At 74.2% G+C, this 15382-nt stretch carries 17 protein-coding genes; 8 read left to right on the top strand and 9 right to left on the bottom strand.

Going from position 1 to position 15382, the window contains the following annotated elements; all coding sequences use genetic code 11:
• From ACFE67_RS09255 to ACFE67_RS09235, 5 genes are all read right to left on the bottom strand, one after another.
• A partial coding sequence (locus tag ACFE67_RS09255) for an SIS domain-containing protein (RefSeq protein ID WP_375406587.1) occupies positions 1–328 on the bottom strand: 328 nt, incomplete at its 3' end.
• Between the two features lie 2 nt (positions 329–330).
• The gene (locus ACFE67_RS09250; protein ID WP_375406586.1) at positions 331–1581 is read right to left on the bottom strand and encodes a glycosyltransferase; all 1251 of its coding nucleotides are present in this window, start codon (positions 1579–1581) and stop codon (positions 331–333) included.
• Positions 1581–2606, bottom strand: a complete 1026-nt coding sequence (locus ACFE67_RS09245) for a glycosyltransferase (protein WP_375406585.1) — start codon at positions 2604–2606, stop codon at positions 1581–1583. Before ACFE67_RS09245 ends, ACFE67_RS09250 begins: the two co-directional genes overlap by 1 nt.
• Positions 2603–3619 (bottom strand): glycosyltransferase family 9 protein, encoded by a 1017-nt coding sequence (locus ACFE67_RS09240; RefSeq protein WP_375406584.1) that lies wholly within the window; start codon positions 3617–3619, stop codon positions 2603–2605. The genes ACFE67_RS09245 and ACFE67_RS09240 overlap by 4 nt, the downstream gene beginning before the upstream one ends.
• On the bottom strand, positions 3616–4152 hold the full coding sequence (locus ACFE67_RS09235; protein WP_375406583.1) for a D-glycero-alpha-D-manno-heptose-1,7-bisphosphate 7-phosphatase: 537 nt from the start codon (positions 4150–4152) through the stop codon (positions 3616–3618). The genes ACFE67_RS09240 and ACFE67_RS09235 overlap by 4 nt, the downstream gene beginning before the upstream one ends.
• An 83-nt stretch (positions 4153–4235) precedes the next feature.
• On the opposite strand from ACFE67_RS09235, the gene ACFE67_RS09230 reads away from it, so the two are divergent.
• Positions 4236–5192: a glycosyltransferase family 9 protein gene (locus tag ACFE67_RS09230; RefSeq protein WP_375406582.1), complete on the top strand. Its 957-nt coding sequence runs from the start codon at positions 4236–4238 to the stop codon at positions 5190–5192.
• Between the two features lie 24 nt (positions 5193–5216).
• Here the strand turns inward: ACFE67_RS09230 and ACFE67_RS09225 are convergent, their stop codons facing one another.
• Positions 5217–6416: a winged helix-turn-helix domain-containing protein gene (locus tag ACFE67_RS09225; protein WP_375406581.1), complete on the bottom strand. Its 1200-nt coding sequence runs from the start codon at positions 6414–6416 to the stop codon at positions 5217–5219.
• 79 nt (positions 6417–6495) lie between these two features.
• Here ACFE67_RS09225 and ACFE67_RS09220 point away from each other — a divergent pair, with 79 nt between their 5' ends.
• Positions 6496–7710 carry an AI-2E family transporter gene (locus ACFE67_RS09220; RefSeq protein WP_375406580.1) on the top strand — a complete coding sequence of 405 codons (1215 nt, stop codon included), beginning with the start codon at positions 6496–6498 and terminating at the stop codon, positions 7708–7710.
• A gap of 13 nt (positions 7711–7723) precedes the next feature.
• Positions 7724–8989, top strand: a complete 1266-nt coding sequence (gene ilvA, locus ACFE67_RS09215; RefSeq protein WP_375406589.1) for a threonine ammonia-lyase — start codon at positions 7724–7726, stop codon at positions 8987–8989.
• Positions 8990–9049: 60 nt separating this feature from the next.
• Here the strand turns inward: ilvA and greA are convergent, their stop codons facing one another.
• Both greA and ACFE67_RS09205 read right to left on the bottom strand, forming a co-directional pair.
• Complete coding sequence (greA, locus tag ACFE67_RS09210) at positions 9050–9538, bottom strand: transcription elongation factor GreA (RefSeq protein ID WP_375406579.1); 489 nt, start codon at positions 9536–9538, stop codon at positions 9050–9052.
• A 124-nt stretch (positions 9539–9662) separates the two neighbouring features.
• The gene (locus ACFE67_RS09205; protein ID WP_375406578.1) at positions 9663–10067 is read right to left on the bottom strand and encodes a DUF4307 domain-containing protein; all 405 of its coding nucleotides are present in this window, start codon (positions 10065–10067) and stop codon (positions 9663–9665) included.
• 64 nt (positions 10068–10131) lie between these two features.
• On the opposite strand from ACFE67_RS09205, the gene ACFE67_RS09200 reads away from it, so the two are divergent.
• Positions 10132–10350, top strand: coding sequence for a hypothetical protein (locus ACFE67_RS09200; RefSeq protein WP_375406577.1), 219 nt, complete (start codon positions 10132–10134; stop codon positions 10348–10350).
• Positions 10351–10379: 29 nt separating this feature from the next.
• Here ACFE67_RS09200 and ACFE67_RS09195 read toward each other — a convergent pair whose 3' ends face one another.
• Positions 10380–11099, bottom strand: coding sequence for a hemolysin III family protein (locus ACFE67_RS09195; protein WP_375406576.1), 720 nt, complete (start codon positions 11097–11099; stop codon positions 10380–10382).
• Positions 11100–11153: 54 nt separating this feature from the next.
• On the opposite strand from ACFE67_RS09195, the gene uppS reads away from it, so the two are divergent.
• The 4 genes from uppS to ACFE67_RS09175 all read left to right on the top strand — a co-directional run.
• Positions 11154–11930 carry a polyprenyl diphosphate synthase gene (gene uppS, locus ACFE67_RS09190; protein WP_375406575.1) on the top strand — a complete coding sequence of 259 codons (777 nt, stop codon included), beginning with the start codon at positions 11154–11156 and terminating at the stop codon, positions 11928–11930.
• A gap of 34 nt (positions 11931–11964) precedes the next feature.
• A complete protein-coding gene (locus tag ACFE67_RS09185; RefSeq protein WP_375406574.1) occupies positions 11965–13092 on the top strand; it encodes an aminotransferase class V-fold PLP-dependent enzyme in 1128 nt (375 codons plus the stop codon).
• The gene (locus ACFE67_RS09180) at positions 13089–13946 is read left to right on the top strand and encodes an HAD hydrolase family protein (protein ID WP_375406573.1); all 858 of its coding nucleotides are present in this window, start codon (positions 13089–13091) and stop codon (positions 13944–13946) included. Before ACFE67_RS09185 ends, ACFE67_RS09180 begins: the two co-directional genes overlap by 4 nt.
• 348 nt (positions 13947–14294) lie before the next feature.
• A partial coding sequence (locus tag ACFE67_RS09175) for a PhoH family protein (protein WP_375406588.1) occupies positions 14295–15382 on the top strand: 1088 nt, incomplete at its 3' end.

Raw genomic sequence — 15382 nt, 5'->3', positions numbered from 1 at the left:
TCACCTGGCGCGCGAACGACTCCGCGTAGCCGTAGTCGTTCGCGATCGCGGTGAGTGCGGAGGTGTCGCCGTGCAGCGCGATAGCGCTGAACGCGCGGCGGTCGCCGTCGAATCTGCCGACGAACTCGGCCGTCAGGTGCTGCGCCTCCGCGGCGCTGCCGCCGTTGCCCGCGGCGAGCAGCCTGCCGCCGCCGAGCAGCCGGTCGGCGAGGACGCGGCCCCACTCGGCGAGCCGGGGCGACTGCTCCGCGAGCGCGCCGAGCGTCGGCGCCAGCGCATCGATGTGCCGGCGCGCGACGTCCACGGTCCCGGTCGGGCTCCCGGTCACGGTCAACCGCCTCCTGCCAGCAGCTCGTTCGCGCGATCGCTGGCCGCGAGGCGCTCGTATGTGCGAAATGTGTCCGCCGCGATTCTCCGCCACGTGTAGCGGGTGGCCGCGCGGCGGCGACCGGCCCGCTCGTAGCGGAGTCGGCGCTCGGGGTCGGCGAGCAGCGCCTCGACGGCGTCGGCGAGCGCCTCGGGGTCCCGCGGCGGCACGTGCACGCCGGTCCCGTCGTCGACGACGGTGTCGATCAGCCCGCCGACCCGCGTGGCGACGACGGCGCGACCGGAGGCCATCGCCTCCACCGGAACGATCCCGAACGGCTCGTACCAGGGCGCGCAGACGACCACGTCGGCGCTCCGGTACCACGCCGGCAGCGCGTCGTGGGCGATGCCGCCGGCGAGCAGCACGCGGTCCTCGAGCCCCTCGTCGGCGATGACGCGCCGCAGCCGGTCGATCTCGGGCTCGGCGGTGAGGTGGTCGACGTCACCCGCGCCGCCGATGACGACGAGCTCGGCGTCGACGCCGCGCCGCACGAGGCGGGCCAGCGCCTCGATCGCGTTCCCGACGCCCTTGCGCGGGACCAGGCGGCTCACGGTGATCAGCCGGAGGCGGTCGGTGCGGGGCGCGACCGGGCCCGTCGGGGAGAACAGCGTCGTGTCGACCCCGCACGGCACGACGGCGATGCGCGAAGCCGGGACGCCGAACGCCTTCAGCTCGAACGCCTCGTCCGAGCAGGTCGCCACGATCGCGTCGGCGCGCCGGGCGACGTCGGGCTCGAGGAACGCGCGCTCGGCGGGCGACGTGTCGCGGGCGCCCTGCTGCCGGCGCTTCACGACGCCGAGCGCGTGGAAGGTCTGCACGACGGGCAGGTGGCCGCCGAGCGCCAGGTCGACCCGGCCCGCGGCGTCGAGCGTCGCGAGGCCGGACATCCAGAAGTGGCCGTGGACCACGTCGGGGCGGTCGGCGATCCAGGCGGCCGCGAGCGCGTCGGCGAACTCGCCCATCAGCGGCAGCAGCTCGTCCTTCGGCACGGCCGTCGCCGGACCGGCCGAGATCGGCACGACGGTGACGTTCGGTGCGAACGGCACGGAGGCCGGCAGGCTCGGATCGTCGCGCCGCGTGTACACGTCCACGAGGTGGCCGGCGGCGCCGAGGGCGGTCGCGAGCGCGGCGACGTGGATGTTCTGCCCGCCGGCGTCGACACCGCCGATCACGGCGAGCGGGCTGGCGTGCTCGGACACGAGTGCGATTCTCATCACTCGACTTCTCGCAGATCCGAGCCGGTGAGCACAATCCCCCCGAGGTCGGTTCGCGTGATGCGGGCACGTCGTGCTACGGCCGCGTCGAGCGTCTCGTCCCAGTCGGCGAGGAACCGGGCGAGCCCGAAGCGCTCGAGTGCGATCTCGCGCGCGATGGCGCCGCGGCGCCTCGCCTCCTCCGGGTCCGCGAGCAGCACCCGCGCCGCCCGGACCAGCTCGTCGACGTCGGCGGAGATCGCCCCCGCCTCGGGCGGCACGGCGCGCGGCGCCTCCGTCGCGGCGAGCGCGATCACGGGCATCCCGAGCTGCATCGCCTCGATCAGCGACAGCCCCAGCGACGTCCAGCGGTGGGGGTGGAGGTAGGCGCGGCGCTCCGCGAGCGCGGGGTGCATCGCGGCGGGCGGCACGTCGCCGAGACCGCGGATCGGGGGAGCGCCCTCGAAGGCGTCGTCGAGCAGGTCGGTGCCCATCCCGAACACGTCGACCGGCGCGACCTCGGCGAAGCGGGGGAGCAGGTCGGTGCCGGTGACGCGCCAGCGGCGCACCGGCTCGTTGATCACCGCGGCGAAGCGGGCCCGCCCTCCGGTGTAGCGCAGCCCCGGATCGCGGACGCCGTGCTCGATCACGCGGGTCCGCGTGCGGCCGGTGTCCCAGAGCAGCGCGTTCGTGTGGGTCACGTGCACCAGGTCGAGATCGCCGCGATCCGCCATCGGATGCACCGACAGCGGCACGTCGCCCTTCGGGGTGTTGTGCTCGAGGTAGACGGCGGGCAGGTCGGGCCCGATCCGACGGCCCGTCAGGCGCTCCGCCGCCGCCAGCTCGTCGGGGCGCTGCAGCACCACGACGTCGACGTCCTCGCCGCGGAGGTCCTCCGGCGCGACCTCGCGGGCGGGCCAGTCGCGCCCGCCGAGGCCGAGGCCCCAGCCGTCGCGGGCGGGCGTGGTCGGGACCAGGTAGTCGTGGCCGCCGCGGACGAACGCGTCCGTCCAGCCGCCGTGCACGTGCCAGAGGAGAACCTTCATGCGGCTGCTCCCACGAGTCGGTCGGCGGCCTCCACGACGGCCTCGGGCGAGACGGAGGCGAGGCACGGGTGACCCGCGATCGGGCAGACCCGGGCGCGGGAGCCGCGGCAGGCCGCCTCCTGGTCGCCGAGCAGCTCGACCGGCACCCCCCACGGGGCCCAGCGCTCGGCCGGGACGACCGGCGCGAACAGGCTGACGACCGGGGTGCCGGCCGCGGCAGCGAGGTGGGCGGGGCCGGTGTTGCCGACGATGACGACGTCGGCGTCGCGGAGCACGGCGCCCAGCTCGGCCAGCGCGAGCACGCCGCCCAGGTCGATCCCGGCCGCGCCGGCGACCCGCGCGGTGAGGGCGCGCTCGTCGGGCCCGCCGGTCACGAGCACGCGGTGGCCGCGGTCCGCGAGCAGCTCCACGACCTCCGCGCACCGCTCCGCCGGGTAGGCGCGGGCGGGCACGGCGGCCCCGGGGTGCACGACGACATAGGGGTCGATGCCCGCCGCGAGGGGTCGCTCGGGCAGCTCCGCCGCCAGCCGGGCGTCGTCCCCCTCCGGCAGCACGAAGCCGGCCGCCGCCGCGATGCGGAGGGCGCGGAGCGGCTCCGGCAGCTCCTCCGGCAGGTCCTCGCCGGGGATCAGGCGGACGTCGAGCAGGCCGCCCGCGGCGTCGACGGAGGCGCCGGTGATCCGGCGCACGCCGGCAAGCCGCAGGAGGAGGGCGAGCGGCAGCGGGGACTGGTGGAAGGACGTGAGCACGACCGCCTCCTGCACCCCGGTCTCGGCGACGGTGCGCGCGACCTCGGCGACGAGCGCCCCATCGACCGGGCGGTCGGTCGGCGTGATCCAGGGCGCGGCGAGCACCCGGACCTCGGCGACGCCGGGCAGCAGGCGCGCGGCCGCCGCCCCCTGCGGACCGGCGAGCAGCACCACCTCGGCCGCGGCGGCGACCGCCCGGACCGCGGGGCCGCTGACGAGCACGTCACCCATGCTGTCCAGCCGGGCGACGAGCACGCGCCTCACGCGGCATCCCCCGCGAGTGCCATCCGCACGGCGTCCCGGAGGTCCGAGGCGACGGCGTCCGCGGCCCACACCTCCTGCTGACGCGTCACGGAGGTGGGGACGAGCACGGCCCGGGCGCCGGCTGCGTGCGCCGCGCCGACGTCCGCGCCGATGTCCCCGATCACGACCGTGCGAGCCGGATCGACGCCGAGCGCCTCCGCGGCCTGCAGCACCATGCCGGGCGCCGGTTTGCGGCACAGGCAGCCGTCGTCGGGGCCGTGCGGGCACACCTGCCACGTGTCGAAGCCGCCGAACAGCTCGTCCACGCGGGCGTTCACCGCGTCGACCTGCTCGCGGGTGACGATGCCCCTGGCGATCCCGGACTGGTTCGACACGACGCCGATCGGCAGCCCGGCGGCGCGCACCGCGGCGACCGCCTCGAGCGCGCCGGGCATCGGCCGCACCAGCTCGGGGTCGCCGTTGTACGGCACGTCCGCGACCAGGGTGTTGTCGCGATCGAACAGCACCGCGAGCGGAGCGGTTCGCGAGGTCATCCGCCAATGCCTACAGGGCGCCGGGCGAGGCTGACTGGATGATTGCTGAGAGAAAGCCCGACTCCTGCTGAAACACTCTCGCCATGACGGGCGCTCCGGAGGTCGACGGCCGGCCCCTCGCGGTCGCCTTCCGAGCGCTCCAGCTCGGCGACCTGCTCGTCGCGGTTCCCGCGCTTCGTGCCCTGCGGCGCGGCCTGGGCGAGCATCGGCTGCTGCTCGCCACCTCCGCCTGGCTGCAGCCGGTCGTCGAGCTGATCGACGCCGTCGACGGGCTCGTCCCGGTCGGCGGGCTCGAGCCACTGCCGTTCGCACGGGGCGAGATCGACGTCGTCGCGAACCTGCACGGCGGCGGGCCGGAGTCCGCCGCGATCGTCGACGCGACCGGTGCCCGGGTGGTGGTGCGGCACGCGCTCGCCGCCGGGGAGCCCGGGCCGCCATGGGTGGAGCAGCAGCACGAGCGCGATCGCTGGGTGCGGCTGACCGGGGCCTTCGGCATGCCGGGCGATCCGGAAGATCTGCGCATCGCCCGCTCGGACGTCCCCTCGCCGGCGCCGGACGCGGCCGTCGTGCACGTCGGGGCGGCCTTCGCCTCCCGGGAGTGGCCGGTGGACCGGTTCGCGGCCGTCGCGCGTTCGCTCGAGGGTCGCGGGCACCGCGTCGTGCTCAGCGGCAGTGCGGGGGAGCGGCCCCGCGCCCTCGAGGCGGCCGCGCTCGCCGGGCTGCCGGAGGACCGCGTGCTCGCCGGGCGCACCTCGCTGGGCGGCTTCGTCGCCCTGATCGCGGACGCGGCCCTCGTCGTCACGGCGGACACCGGCGCCGGGCACCTCGCCTCCGCCGCCGGCACCCCCTCCGTGGTGCTGTTCGGTCCCGTCGGACCCGAGCGGTGGGGGCCGCCGCCCGGCCCGCACCTCGCGCTCACCCACGCGGAGCTGCGCGTCGGCGACGCCTTCGCGCCCCACCCGGACCCGGCCCTCGCCGCGGTCACGGTGGCCGAGGTCCTGGCCGCGATCACGCACCTCCCCGCCCGCCAGAACTCCTGAACGACGAAACACCGAGCCCCGAGATCACTCGGCGGAGGAGCGGAGCGCCGCGCCGAGCGCCGGGGCGAGGTCACCGGCACCGACGACCTCGATCGCGTCGAGGCCCTGCCACCGCGCCGCGTCCCGCAGCACGGGCACGAGTCGCTCGGCGGTGCCCGCGGACGCCTCCGGCTCCGTCCACGCGGCCTGCACGAGCAGCCGCCCCGCCTGCCGGTCGGACTTCAGATCGACGCGGCCGACGAGGCGGTCGTCGACCAGCACCGGCAGCACGTAGTAGCCGTGCACCCGCTGCGCGGCGGGCGTGTAGATCGAGATCCGGTAGTGGAAGCCGAACATCCGCAGGATGCGGTCGCGCTGCCAGACGACCGGGTCGAACGGCGAGAGCACCGCGGCCGCGCGCAGCCGGGTCGGCGGCACGGCGTCGACGTGCCGCCAGGCCTTCAGTGGTCTCCCGTCGGCCCGGTCCCAGCCGCGCACGGCGACGGGCACGATCTCGCCCGAGTCCTCCAGCTCCTGCGCGGCGACCGCGGTCTCGTCCGACCGCAGCCGGTAGTAGTCGGCGAGGTCCGGCAGCGCGGCGACCCCGTGCGCGACCGCCGCCCGCCGGACCAGCTCGCGGATCGCCTCCGCCTTCGCCACCGGCTCGAGCGGGCCGCCCAGCACCTGCTCGGGGAGGCCGTAGCGCCGCTCGAACCCGCGCCGCCCCGCGCTCACCAGCTCGCCGGAGCGGAACAGCAGCTCGAGCGTGCGCTTCGTGTCCGACCAGCCCCACCACGGCCCCTGCCGCACGCTCGGCTGCTGCTCGATCTCGCTCGCCGCGAGCGGGCCGCGGTCGGCGATCTCGGCGAGCAGCGCCGCGATCAGCGCGCGATGCTGAACGTGCAGCGCGGCGTGCTTCGTCCGGTACTGCTCCATCCGGAACGCGAACAGCCCGAGGTCGGTCTTCGGGATGAAGGCCGCCTCGTGCGCCCAGTATTCGAGCCGCTCGCCGGCGGGATCGAGCAGGAGGCGGTCGAGCCGCGTGCGGTCGTAGGGCCCGAGCCGGGCGAGCAGCGGCAGGTAGTGGCTGCGCTCGAACACGTTCACCGAGTCGATCTGCAGCACCCGGAGGCGCAGCAGCTCCGCCTCGATCCGGGCGCGCCCCGCGGTCGGCGGATGCGCCCGCCCGAAGCCCTGCGCGGCGAGCGCGATACGCCGCGCCTCCCGAGCCGACAGCTGGTCCATGCCCCCGACCGTATGCGTCGGCGGCGACGGCCCCCGACGTGGGGTCAGCGTTCCTGCAGCGCATCCCTAGAATCGCGGGATGCCCAGACGAACCGAGGACACGGGGACCGAGACGGACGACGTCGTCTCGCGTGCCGTGCCGGTGAGCCTGAAGATCGCGGGTGCCTGGTCGTGGCGCGTGATCGGCGTGCTCGTGCTCATCGCGGTGGTGCTGTTCCTCATCGTCCAGCTGCACATCGTCGTGATCCCGGTCGCGGTCGCGGTCCTGCTGTCCGCGCTGCTGACGCCGGTCAAGCGCCGGCTGCTGAAGTGGGGCTGGCCGCGCTGGCTCGCCGTCGTGGTGACCTTCGTCGGCCTCCTCGTGATCATCGCCGGGCTGGTCACCCTCGTCGTGCTGACGCTGCGGGCCGGGCTGCCCGGCTTCGAGACGCAGGTCGGGAAGTCCTACGACACGTTCCTCGCCTTCCTCCGCACCGGGCCGCTCGGGTTCAGCGAGGCGGATCTGATGAACCTCATCGCGAGCGCCACCAAGGCGGTGCAGAGCAACTCGGGTTCGGTCGTCTCCGGTGCGGTCGCCGGCGCCTCCACCATCGGCGACCTCGCCGTCGGCCTGCTGCTGACGCTCTTCACCACGCTGTTCTTCGTGCTCGACGGCGCGGGCATCTGGCGCTGGTGCGTCCGGCTCGCGCCCCGGCGGGCCCGCGCCGCCGTCGACGGCGCGGGCCGGGCCGTGTGGCTCTCGGTGGGCGAGTACGCCCGGGTGCAGATCATCGTCGCGCTCATCGACGCGATCGGGATCGGCATCGTCGCCGCGGTCCTGCAGCTGCCGTTCGTGTTCGCGATCGCCGTCGTGGTGTTCCTCGGCGCGTTCATCCCGATCATCGGGGCGGTGACGACCGGCTCGCTCGCGGTGATCGTCGCGCTGATCTACCCCGGCCTGTTCCCGGACAACACGGTGCTGCAGGCCGTCATCATGCTCGCCGGCCTGATCGCGGTGAACCAGCTGGAGTCCCACATCCTGCAGCCGCTGCTCATGGGCACCGCGGTGCGCCTGCATCCCATCGCCGTCGTCGTCTCGGTGGCGCTCGGGTCGCTGCTCGGCGGCATCGCGGGAGCGGTGTTCGCGGTGCCGTTCGCGGCGGCGCTGAACTCGGCGGTGAAGTTCCTGGCGGGCGGGTCCTGGAAGGGGCAGCCGCCGCCCCCGACCGACGACGTGCCGCACGCCGACCAGGACCGGCCGAGCCGGCGACGGGATCGGCGGCCCCGCCCGCAGGACGTGAAGACCGTTGCCTGAGTCGGACAGCACCATCGGCACGACCGCTGCGGCGGCGGCCGTGCTGACGGACGTCGTCGACAGCGTCGCCGCCCCCTCGATCGAGCGCATCCGCGACGCGGCGCGCGTGCTCGCACCGCTCGCCTCGCGCACGCCGATGGAGCATTCCCGCTACCTCCAGTCGGTCACCGGGGCGCCGGTGCACCTGAAGTGCGAGAACCTGCAGCGCACCGGCTCCTACAAGATCCGCGGCGCCTCCTACCGTCTCTCCCGCCTCACCCCGGAGGAGCGGGCGCGCGGCGTCGTCGCGGCGTCCGCCGGGAACCACGCGCAGGGCGTCGCCTTCGCCGCCCGGCAGCTCGGCATCGCGGCGACGATCTTCATGCCGATGGGCGTCGCGCTGCCGAAGCTCGCCGCGACGCGCGACTACGGCGCCGACGTGCAGCTGGTCGGCGACGTCGTCGACGAGTCGCTCGCCGCCGCGGCGCGCTTCGCGGAGGCGACCGGTGCGGTGTTCATCCCGCCGTTCGACCACCCCGACGTCATCGCCGGGCAGGGCACCGTCGGGCTCGAGATCCTCGAGGACGTGCCCGACGTGCAGACGATCGTCGTGCCCGTCGGCGGCGGAGGCCTGATCTCCGGGATCGCCTCCGCGGTCAAGCAGCTCGCACCCCACGTGCGCGTGATCGGCGTCCAGGTCGCGAACGCGGCCGCGTTCCCCGCCTCCCTGCAGGCCGGCGAGGTCCGCACCGTGCAGACGAAGCCGACGATCGCCGACGGCATCGCGGTCGGCACGCCGGGCAGGATCACGTTTCAGATCGTGCGCGACCTGGTCGACGACGTCGTCACCGTGACCGACGACGAGACCGCGAGCGCGCTGCTGGTACTGCTGGAACGCGCGAAGCTCGTCGTCGAGCCCGCCGGCGCGGTCGGCGTCGCCGCGCTGCTCTCCGGCGTCGTCCCGGATCCCGGCGTCACGGTCGCGGTCCTGTCGGGCGGCAACATCGACCCGCTGACGATGGAGCGCGTCATCAGCCGGGGCCTCGTCACCTCCGACCGATACATGACGCTGCGCATCGGTCTGCCGGACCGTCCCGGTCAGCTGGCCGTGATCGCCGCCCTGATCGCGGAGGCGAACGCGAACGTCGTCGAGGTGCTGCACACCCGCCATGGCTCGGGCACGCAGATCAGCGAGGTGCAGATCGACATCAGCGTCGAGACCCGCGGCAAGCCCCACCAGGCCGCCGTGATGGCGCGGCTGGAGGAGGCGGGCTACCAGCCCCGCGTCATCGTCACCTGACTCCGACCCGAGCCCCGTTGGTCGAGGTGCGAGCGCAGCGAGCCTCGAGACCACCAGCCGTCAGCCGTCGTACGGCTCGACCTTGGTCACCTGCACCTCGATGGCGCGGCCGTTCGGCGCCTCGAAGCTGACCGTCGAGCCGACCTTCGCGCCGAGCACCGCGCGGCCGAGCGGGCTGCTCTCGCTGTAGACGTCGATCCCGGAGTCGCCCGCGATCTCGCGGCTGCCGAGCAGGAACCGCAGCTCGGTGCCCGCGACGGTCGCCGTGACGACGTTGCCGGCAGCGACGACGTCGGTGACCTCGGCGGCCTGGCCCACCTCGGCGGTGCGGAGGATCACGGTCAGCTGGCGGATGCGGGCCTCGATCTTGCCCTGCTCCTCCTTGGCCGCGTGGTACCCGCCGTTCTCCTTCAGGTCGCCCTCCTCGCGGGCTTGCGCGATGCGCGCGACGACCTCCTCGCGACGCGGGCCCGACAACTCCTCCAGCTCGGCGGTCAGCCGGTCGAACGACGCCTGGGTCAACCAGTTGGCGGTGGGTGCGTTGGACATGACGGATTCCTCGTCTCGGTTCGCGGGATCCGCAGGGGCTCGGCCCTCGTGGCGGCCGGCGCCGACGAGGCGGCGCTGCGACGCGCACGCCGGTGGGCGCCGAGCGCGGATCGGATGGGCGAGTTTAGGCGTCCCGGCAGGACTCGATCAACCCGTTCGACGCCAGGCGGACGGTGCGCACCCGGGTCTGGCCGGTGCGGTTGATCTGTCCGGAGGCGGGGACCACGACCTCGGCGAGCCCCACGACGGCGCCGCTGGCGTCGGTCGCCTCGATCGCGCAGACGAGTGCGGTGCCGGACCGGCCGGTCACGAGCCACTGCACGTCGGTGGCCTCGTCGCCGATGACCGTGATGCCGGTCGTGGTGACGCCGAGCGTCGTCGTCGCCCCGCCGATCCCGGTCCAGACGGCCCATGCGGCGACGGCCACGACCGCGATCCCCGCGGCCACGACCGTGCGGACGCGACCCCGCCGACGGCGGCGGGGGGTGCGGCCGTACCGCTCGTCGAGGGTCGTGATGCGCGTGCTCACGCGTCCTCCCGTCCGGCCGGTGAACTAGATTCGTGAGCTCACGAGGCTAGCCGAGGAGGGCACGATGCTCGGTCTGCTCCTGGCGGCGACCCCGTCGCCGTCCCCGTCGCTGAACGTGAACGAGAACGCGGTCACGCCCGGCGTGGTCGGATTCCTCGCGATCCTGTTCGTGACGCTGGCCACGATCCTCCTGATCGCCGACATGATCCGCCGCGTGCGCCGGGTCCGCTACCGCGGCGAGCTGCAGGAGCGCCGCGCGCAGGAGCACCCGCCGACCTCCTGATCGCGCCTCACTCGTGAGGAGCGGGTGGTTCAGGCGACGGGGTGCAGCGCGATCAGCAGGGTTGCCGTCCAGTGGCAGAGGAACGCGAGCACCGTGCAGGTGTGGAAGATCTCGTGGAAGCCGAACCGGCCGGGGAACGGGTTCGGTCGCTTGAACCCGTAGCAGACGGCCCCGCCGGTGTAGAGCAGGCCGCCGACGGCGACCAGGATCATCATCGCGGCGTTCGCCTGGAACAGCGGCACGAAGAAGGCCACGGCCGCCCAGCCGAGCAGGAGGTACAGCGCGACGTACAGCCAGCGCGGCGCCCCGATCCAGAGCACCCGGAACGCCACCCCGATCAGCGCGCCGGCCCAGACGACGGTGACCAGCACGAGCCCCTGCCCGCGGGGCAGCGCCAGCAGCGCGAGGGGGGTGTAGGTGCCGGCGATGAGCAGGAAGATGTTGGCGTGGTCGACGCGCTTCAGCGCGAGCTGCACCCTCGGTGACCAGTTCACGCGGTGGTACAGCGCGGAGTTGCCGAACAGCAGGATCGACGTCAGCGCGAACACGACGCACGCCCAGCGCGCCTCGGGCGTCGTCGCGAGCGCCACGAGCACCAGGCCGGCGACCGCCGCGACCGGTGCCGTCACGGCGTGGATCCAGCCGCGCCACGTGGGCTTCGGCTCCATCCGCGCGTCGTCCGCGGACTCCTCCAGCAGGGGGAGGTGCGGCGGCTCGACCGTCGAGGACTGCTCCGTCGACTCCTGCATGAAATCGAGGGTAGCCGTCGGCCGACGCGCCGATCCCGGGCGTACGGTGTCGGGGTGCGGTGGAGAGGGGTTCGCCTGCGCAGGCCGTTCTACTCGCTGTACCAGCGGCGGCTCCGGCACAACCTCGCGTCGTCCGCGCTGCCGCAGCACATCGCGATGATCCTCGACGGCAACCGGCGCTGGGCGAAGCTGGTCGGGCTCGAGACCGCGGCGCACGGCCATCGCGCCGGCGCCGACAAGCTGCTCGAGTTCGCCGGGTGGGTCGACGGCCTCGGCATCCCGCACGTCACCTTCTACCTCCTGTCGACCGACAACCTCCGCGGTCGCGCGGGAGGCGAGTTGACCGCCCTGTTCGACATCATCGGCACGCTCGCGCTCGACCTGTCGACCCGGTGGCGGGTCAAGCACGTCGGCACCACGGAGGGGCTCCCCGAGGCGCTGCTCGCGTCCCTGCGGACCGCGGAGGCGCAGGGGGCGGGCCGATCCGGGCTGCACATCAACCTCGCCGTCGGCTACGGCGGGCGCACCGAGATCACCCACGCGATGCGCAGCATCGTCATGGAGCACGAGGCGGCGGGCGGCACGCTCGCGAACCTCAGCGAGCAGCTCGAGCCCGAGCGGATCGCCGAGCACCTGTACACGACCGGCCAGCCGGATCCGGACCTCGTGATCCGCACCTCCGGCGAGCAGCGCCTGTCCGACTTCATGGTCTGGCAGAGCGCGCACAGCGAGTTCTACTTCGTGGAGGCGCTCGGCCCGGATCTACGCGAGGTGGACTTCCTGCGCGCGCTGCGCTCCTACGCCCTCCGGCAGCGGCGGTACGGCGCCTGACCCGCTCTGCGCGCCGCTACGCTCGGTGCTCGCCATGGACGCCTTGACCGAGTATCTCGACGGCTTCGGGGAGGAACCGGGCTACCTCGACTTCGCTGCCTTCGGTCCGCTCTCCGCCGCGGTGGTCGCGGAGTCCGCCGCGCAGGAGGATCTCGTCCGCCGCGCGCGCTGGGGAGCGAAGGAACGGCTGGAGCGCGGCGCCGGACGCCTCCGCGACGCCGCCGCGGTGCTCACGGGGTTCCGGTCGGACCAGATCGCCTTCCAGCCCAGCACCGGTCAGGGGATCACGCAGGCCGTCTACGGGCTCGCCGGCGGGCTGCTCGTGTCCCCGGCGGACTACCCGGCCCTCCCGATCACCGCCGTCCGGGCCGCGGAGGCGACGCAGGTCGTCACCCCGATCTGGCTGGGCGCCGATCAGGGGCGCGTCACCCCCGGCGGCATCCGGGAGGCGCTGACGAGCACGACGATGGCGGTCCTTGTCAGCGCGGTCGACGCGCGCACGGGCTTCGTCGCGGACCTGGACGGCATCCGCCAGGTGATCGGCGACCGCCTGCTGATCGTGGACGCCGTGCAGGCGCTCGGCGCGGTCGACCTGCCGTGGGACGCCGCCGACGTCGTCGCGTGCGGTGGCCAGACATGGCTGCGCGCCGGCTGGGGGACCGCGTTCCTCGCGGTCTCGGACCGCGCCGCGAACCGGCTCACGCCCGTGCTGTCCGGGTTCGGCGGCGTCGAAGGGGATGCGGCCTGGGACCGCGTGCCGCCCGCCGCCGACGGCGCGGCCGGCATGCAGGTGTCCTCGCCCGACCAGGTCGCAGCCGCCCGGCTCGCCGCGGCGCTCGAGGACCTGACGCAGGCGGGACCTGCGGCCGTCGCCGCGAGCCTCGGCGAGCGGGTCGCGCGCGTGCTCGCGCTCGCGGACGAGTTCGGGCTGCCCGTCGTCTCGCCGCGCGCCGAGTCCGAGCGCGCCGGCATCGTCGTGGTCGAGCCGCTGCCCGACCGGCTCACGGCCTTCACGGCCGCCCTGTTCAACCACGGCGTCTCGGTGACGGTCCGAGACGGTCGCGTGCGGCTCTCCCCGCACGCCGGAACCACGGAGGAGACGATGGGCATGCTGCGATCCGCCCTGTCCGCCTACGCCACGGCTGTGCGGCCGGTCCGATGACGCTCACCGGACCCGCCCGCACCCTGTACGTGAGCGACCTCGACGACACGCTGCTCGGCGCCGACGGCACGCTCTCCGACGCCGCCCGCTCGACGCTCACCGATCTGCTGGCCGACGGCACCGCGTTCACGGTCGCGACGGCCCGGTCGCCGCTGACGGCGTTCCGCGCGCTCGAGGGCCTCCCGCTGTCCCTGCCGGTCGTGGCCTACAGCGGCGCGACCGCAGTCGACCCCGCGGACCGCAGGCCGCTGTGGTGGGAGCACCTCGACGCGCGAGCCCTCCGCCCGCTCGTCGGTGCGGCGCTCGCCGCCGGCGTCACCCCGCTCGTCTTCTGGCTCGACGGGGACGACGACAGGGTCAGCTGGGTGCGCGGCGCCGAGACCAGCGGCGTCGACACGTTCCTGGAGGCGCGACCGGACGACCCGAGGCTCACGCCGGTCGACGCCTGGGACGAGGTCGACCACGACCGCGGCTTCTTCGTCAGCATCCGCGGCGAGTACCCCGTCGTCCGGCGTCTGGCCCGCATGATCCGCGCGATCTCGTGGGGTACCGGATGCGACCTGGCGCTCACCGGGACGCGCGAGAGCGGTGTCGGTGTGCTCGACGTGACGGCCGCCGGCACGACCAAGGGCTCCGGGGTCCGGCGGATCGCGGCCGAGCACGGCTTCAGCCGCGTCGTCGCGTTCGGTGACGGGGCGAACGACCTGCCGCTGTTCGCCGAAGCCGACGAGTCCTACGCGACCGCCGCCGCCTCCGACGAGGTCAAGGCCGCCGCGACCGCGGTCCTCGACGCCGGGGACGACGCCGTCGTGCGCTGCATCGCCGAGCAGGCGACCGCCCGCGCCGAGGTCTGAGCCCCCTCTCCCCGTCCGCCCGCCCGCCGGTCCGCCCGCCGTCGGTCCGCCGGTCCGCCCGCCCGCTGTCCGTCCGCCCGCCGCCGCTCCGCCCGCCGTCCGCCCGCTGGTCGAGGTTCGAGCGAAGCGAGCCTCGAGACCACCCCGAGCGAGCCCGTTCTCAGACACGTCCCCTGCGCGTAACACTGCCGTCGCACCCGTGTCGTACGGTGTGCGCATCGGGTACCTCACCCGGTCCGGGACGCCGTGCGGCTCGCGACTGAAGGGGCGCGCATGGTTCCGGCGAGAACGAGATCTGCGGGGGTTCGCTGAACCTCCGCGGGGGAAAGAGGCCGCGTGCCTGAAGCGCTGTCCGCCCGTTCACCCGAATCCGCCGCCGAATCGACGGTGCAGACCCGGACCCGCACGTTCGTGCTCGACACCTCGGTGCTGCTGTCCGATCCGAAGGCGCCGTTCCGCTTCGCCGAGCACTCGGTCGTCCTGCCGGTCGTCGTGATCTCCGAGCTCGAGGGCAAGCGGAACGACCCCGAGATCGGCTACTTCGCACGCCAGGCCCTCCGGAATCTCGACGAGCTGCGCGTGCAGCACGAGCGCCTCGACTTCCCGGTGCCGGTCGGCGACGGCGGCTCGCTCCGGGTCGAGCTGAACCACTCGAACATGAGCGTGCTGCCGAACGGTCTGCAGCTCGGCGGCAACGACGCGCGCATCCTCGCGGTCGCGCAGAACCTCGCGAACGACGGTCTCGAGGTGACCGTCGTCTCCAAGGACCTGCCGATGCGGGTGAAGGCCGCCTCCATCGGGCTGCGGGCGGAGGAGTACTACGCCGAGCTCGCCGTCGACACCGGGTACACCGGCGTCGCCGAGCTGGCGCTGCCGTCGGACGAGCTGAACCGGCTCTACGACGACCACCACCTGAGCACCGACGCGGCGCGGGACCTGCCGATCAACACGGGGGTGGTGCTCAGCTCCGATCGCGGCAGCGCGCTCGCCCGCGTGGTGAAGAAGGGCGAGCTGAAGCTGGTCCGAGGCGACCGCGACGTCTTCGGTCTGCACGGCCGCAGCGCCGAGCAGCGGCTCGCGATCGACCTCCTGCTCGACTCCGACGTCGGCATCGTCTCGCTCGGCGGACGTGCCGGTACCGGCAAGAGCGCCTTGGCGCTCTGCGCGGGCCTCGAGGCCGTGCTCGAGCGGCAGCAGCACCGCCGCATCTTGGTCTTCCGCCCCCTCTACGCGGTCGGCGGCCAAGAGCTGGGCTACCTGCCCGGCGACGCCGCCGAGAAGATGAACCCGTGGGGACAGGCGGTCTTCGACACCCTCGGCGCGGTGGTCTCGCAGAACGTGATCGAGGAGATCGTGGAGAACGGCACGCTCGAGGTGCTGCCGCTCACCCACATCCGGGGCCGCAGCCTCCACGACGCGTTCGTGATCGTCGACGA

The sequence above is a fragment of the uncultured Amnibacterium sp. genome, assembly GCF_964244015.1.
In the GTDB taxonomy this organism is placed as follows: Bacteria; Actinomycetota; Actinomycetes; order Actinomycetales; family Microbacteriaceae; genus Amnibacterium.
Note: the sequence above shows the minus strand (reverse complement) of the source record. Positions and strands in the feature narration are given on the sequence as shown.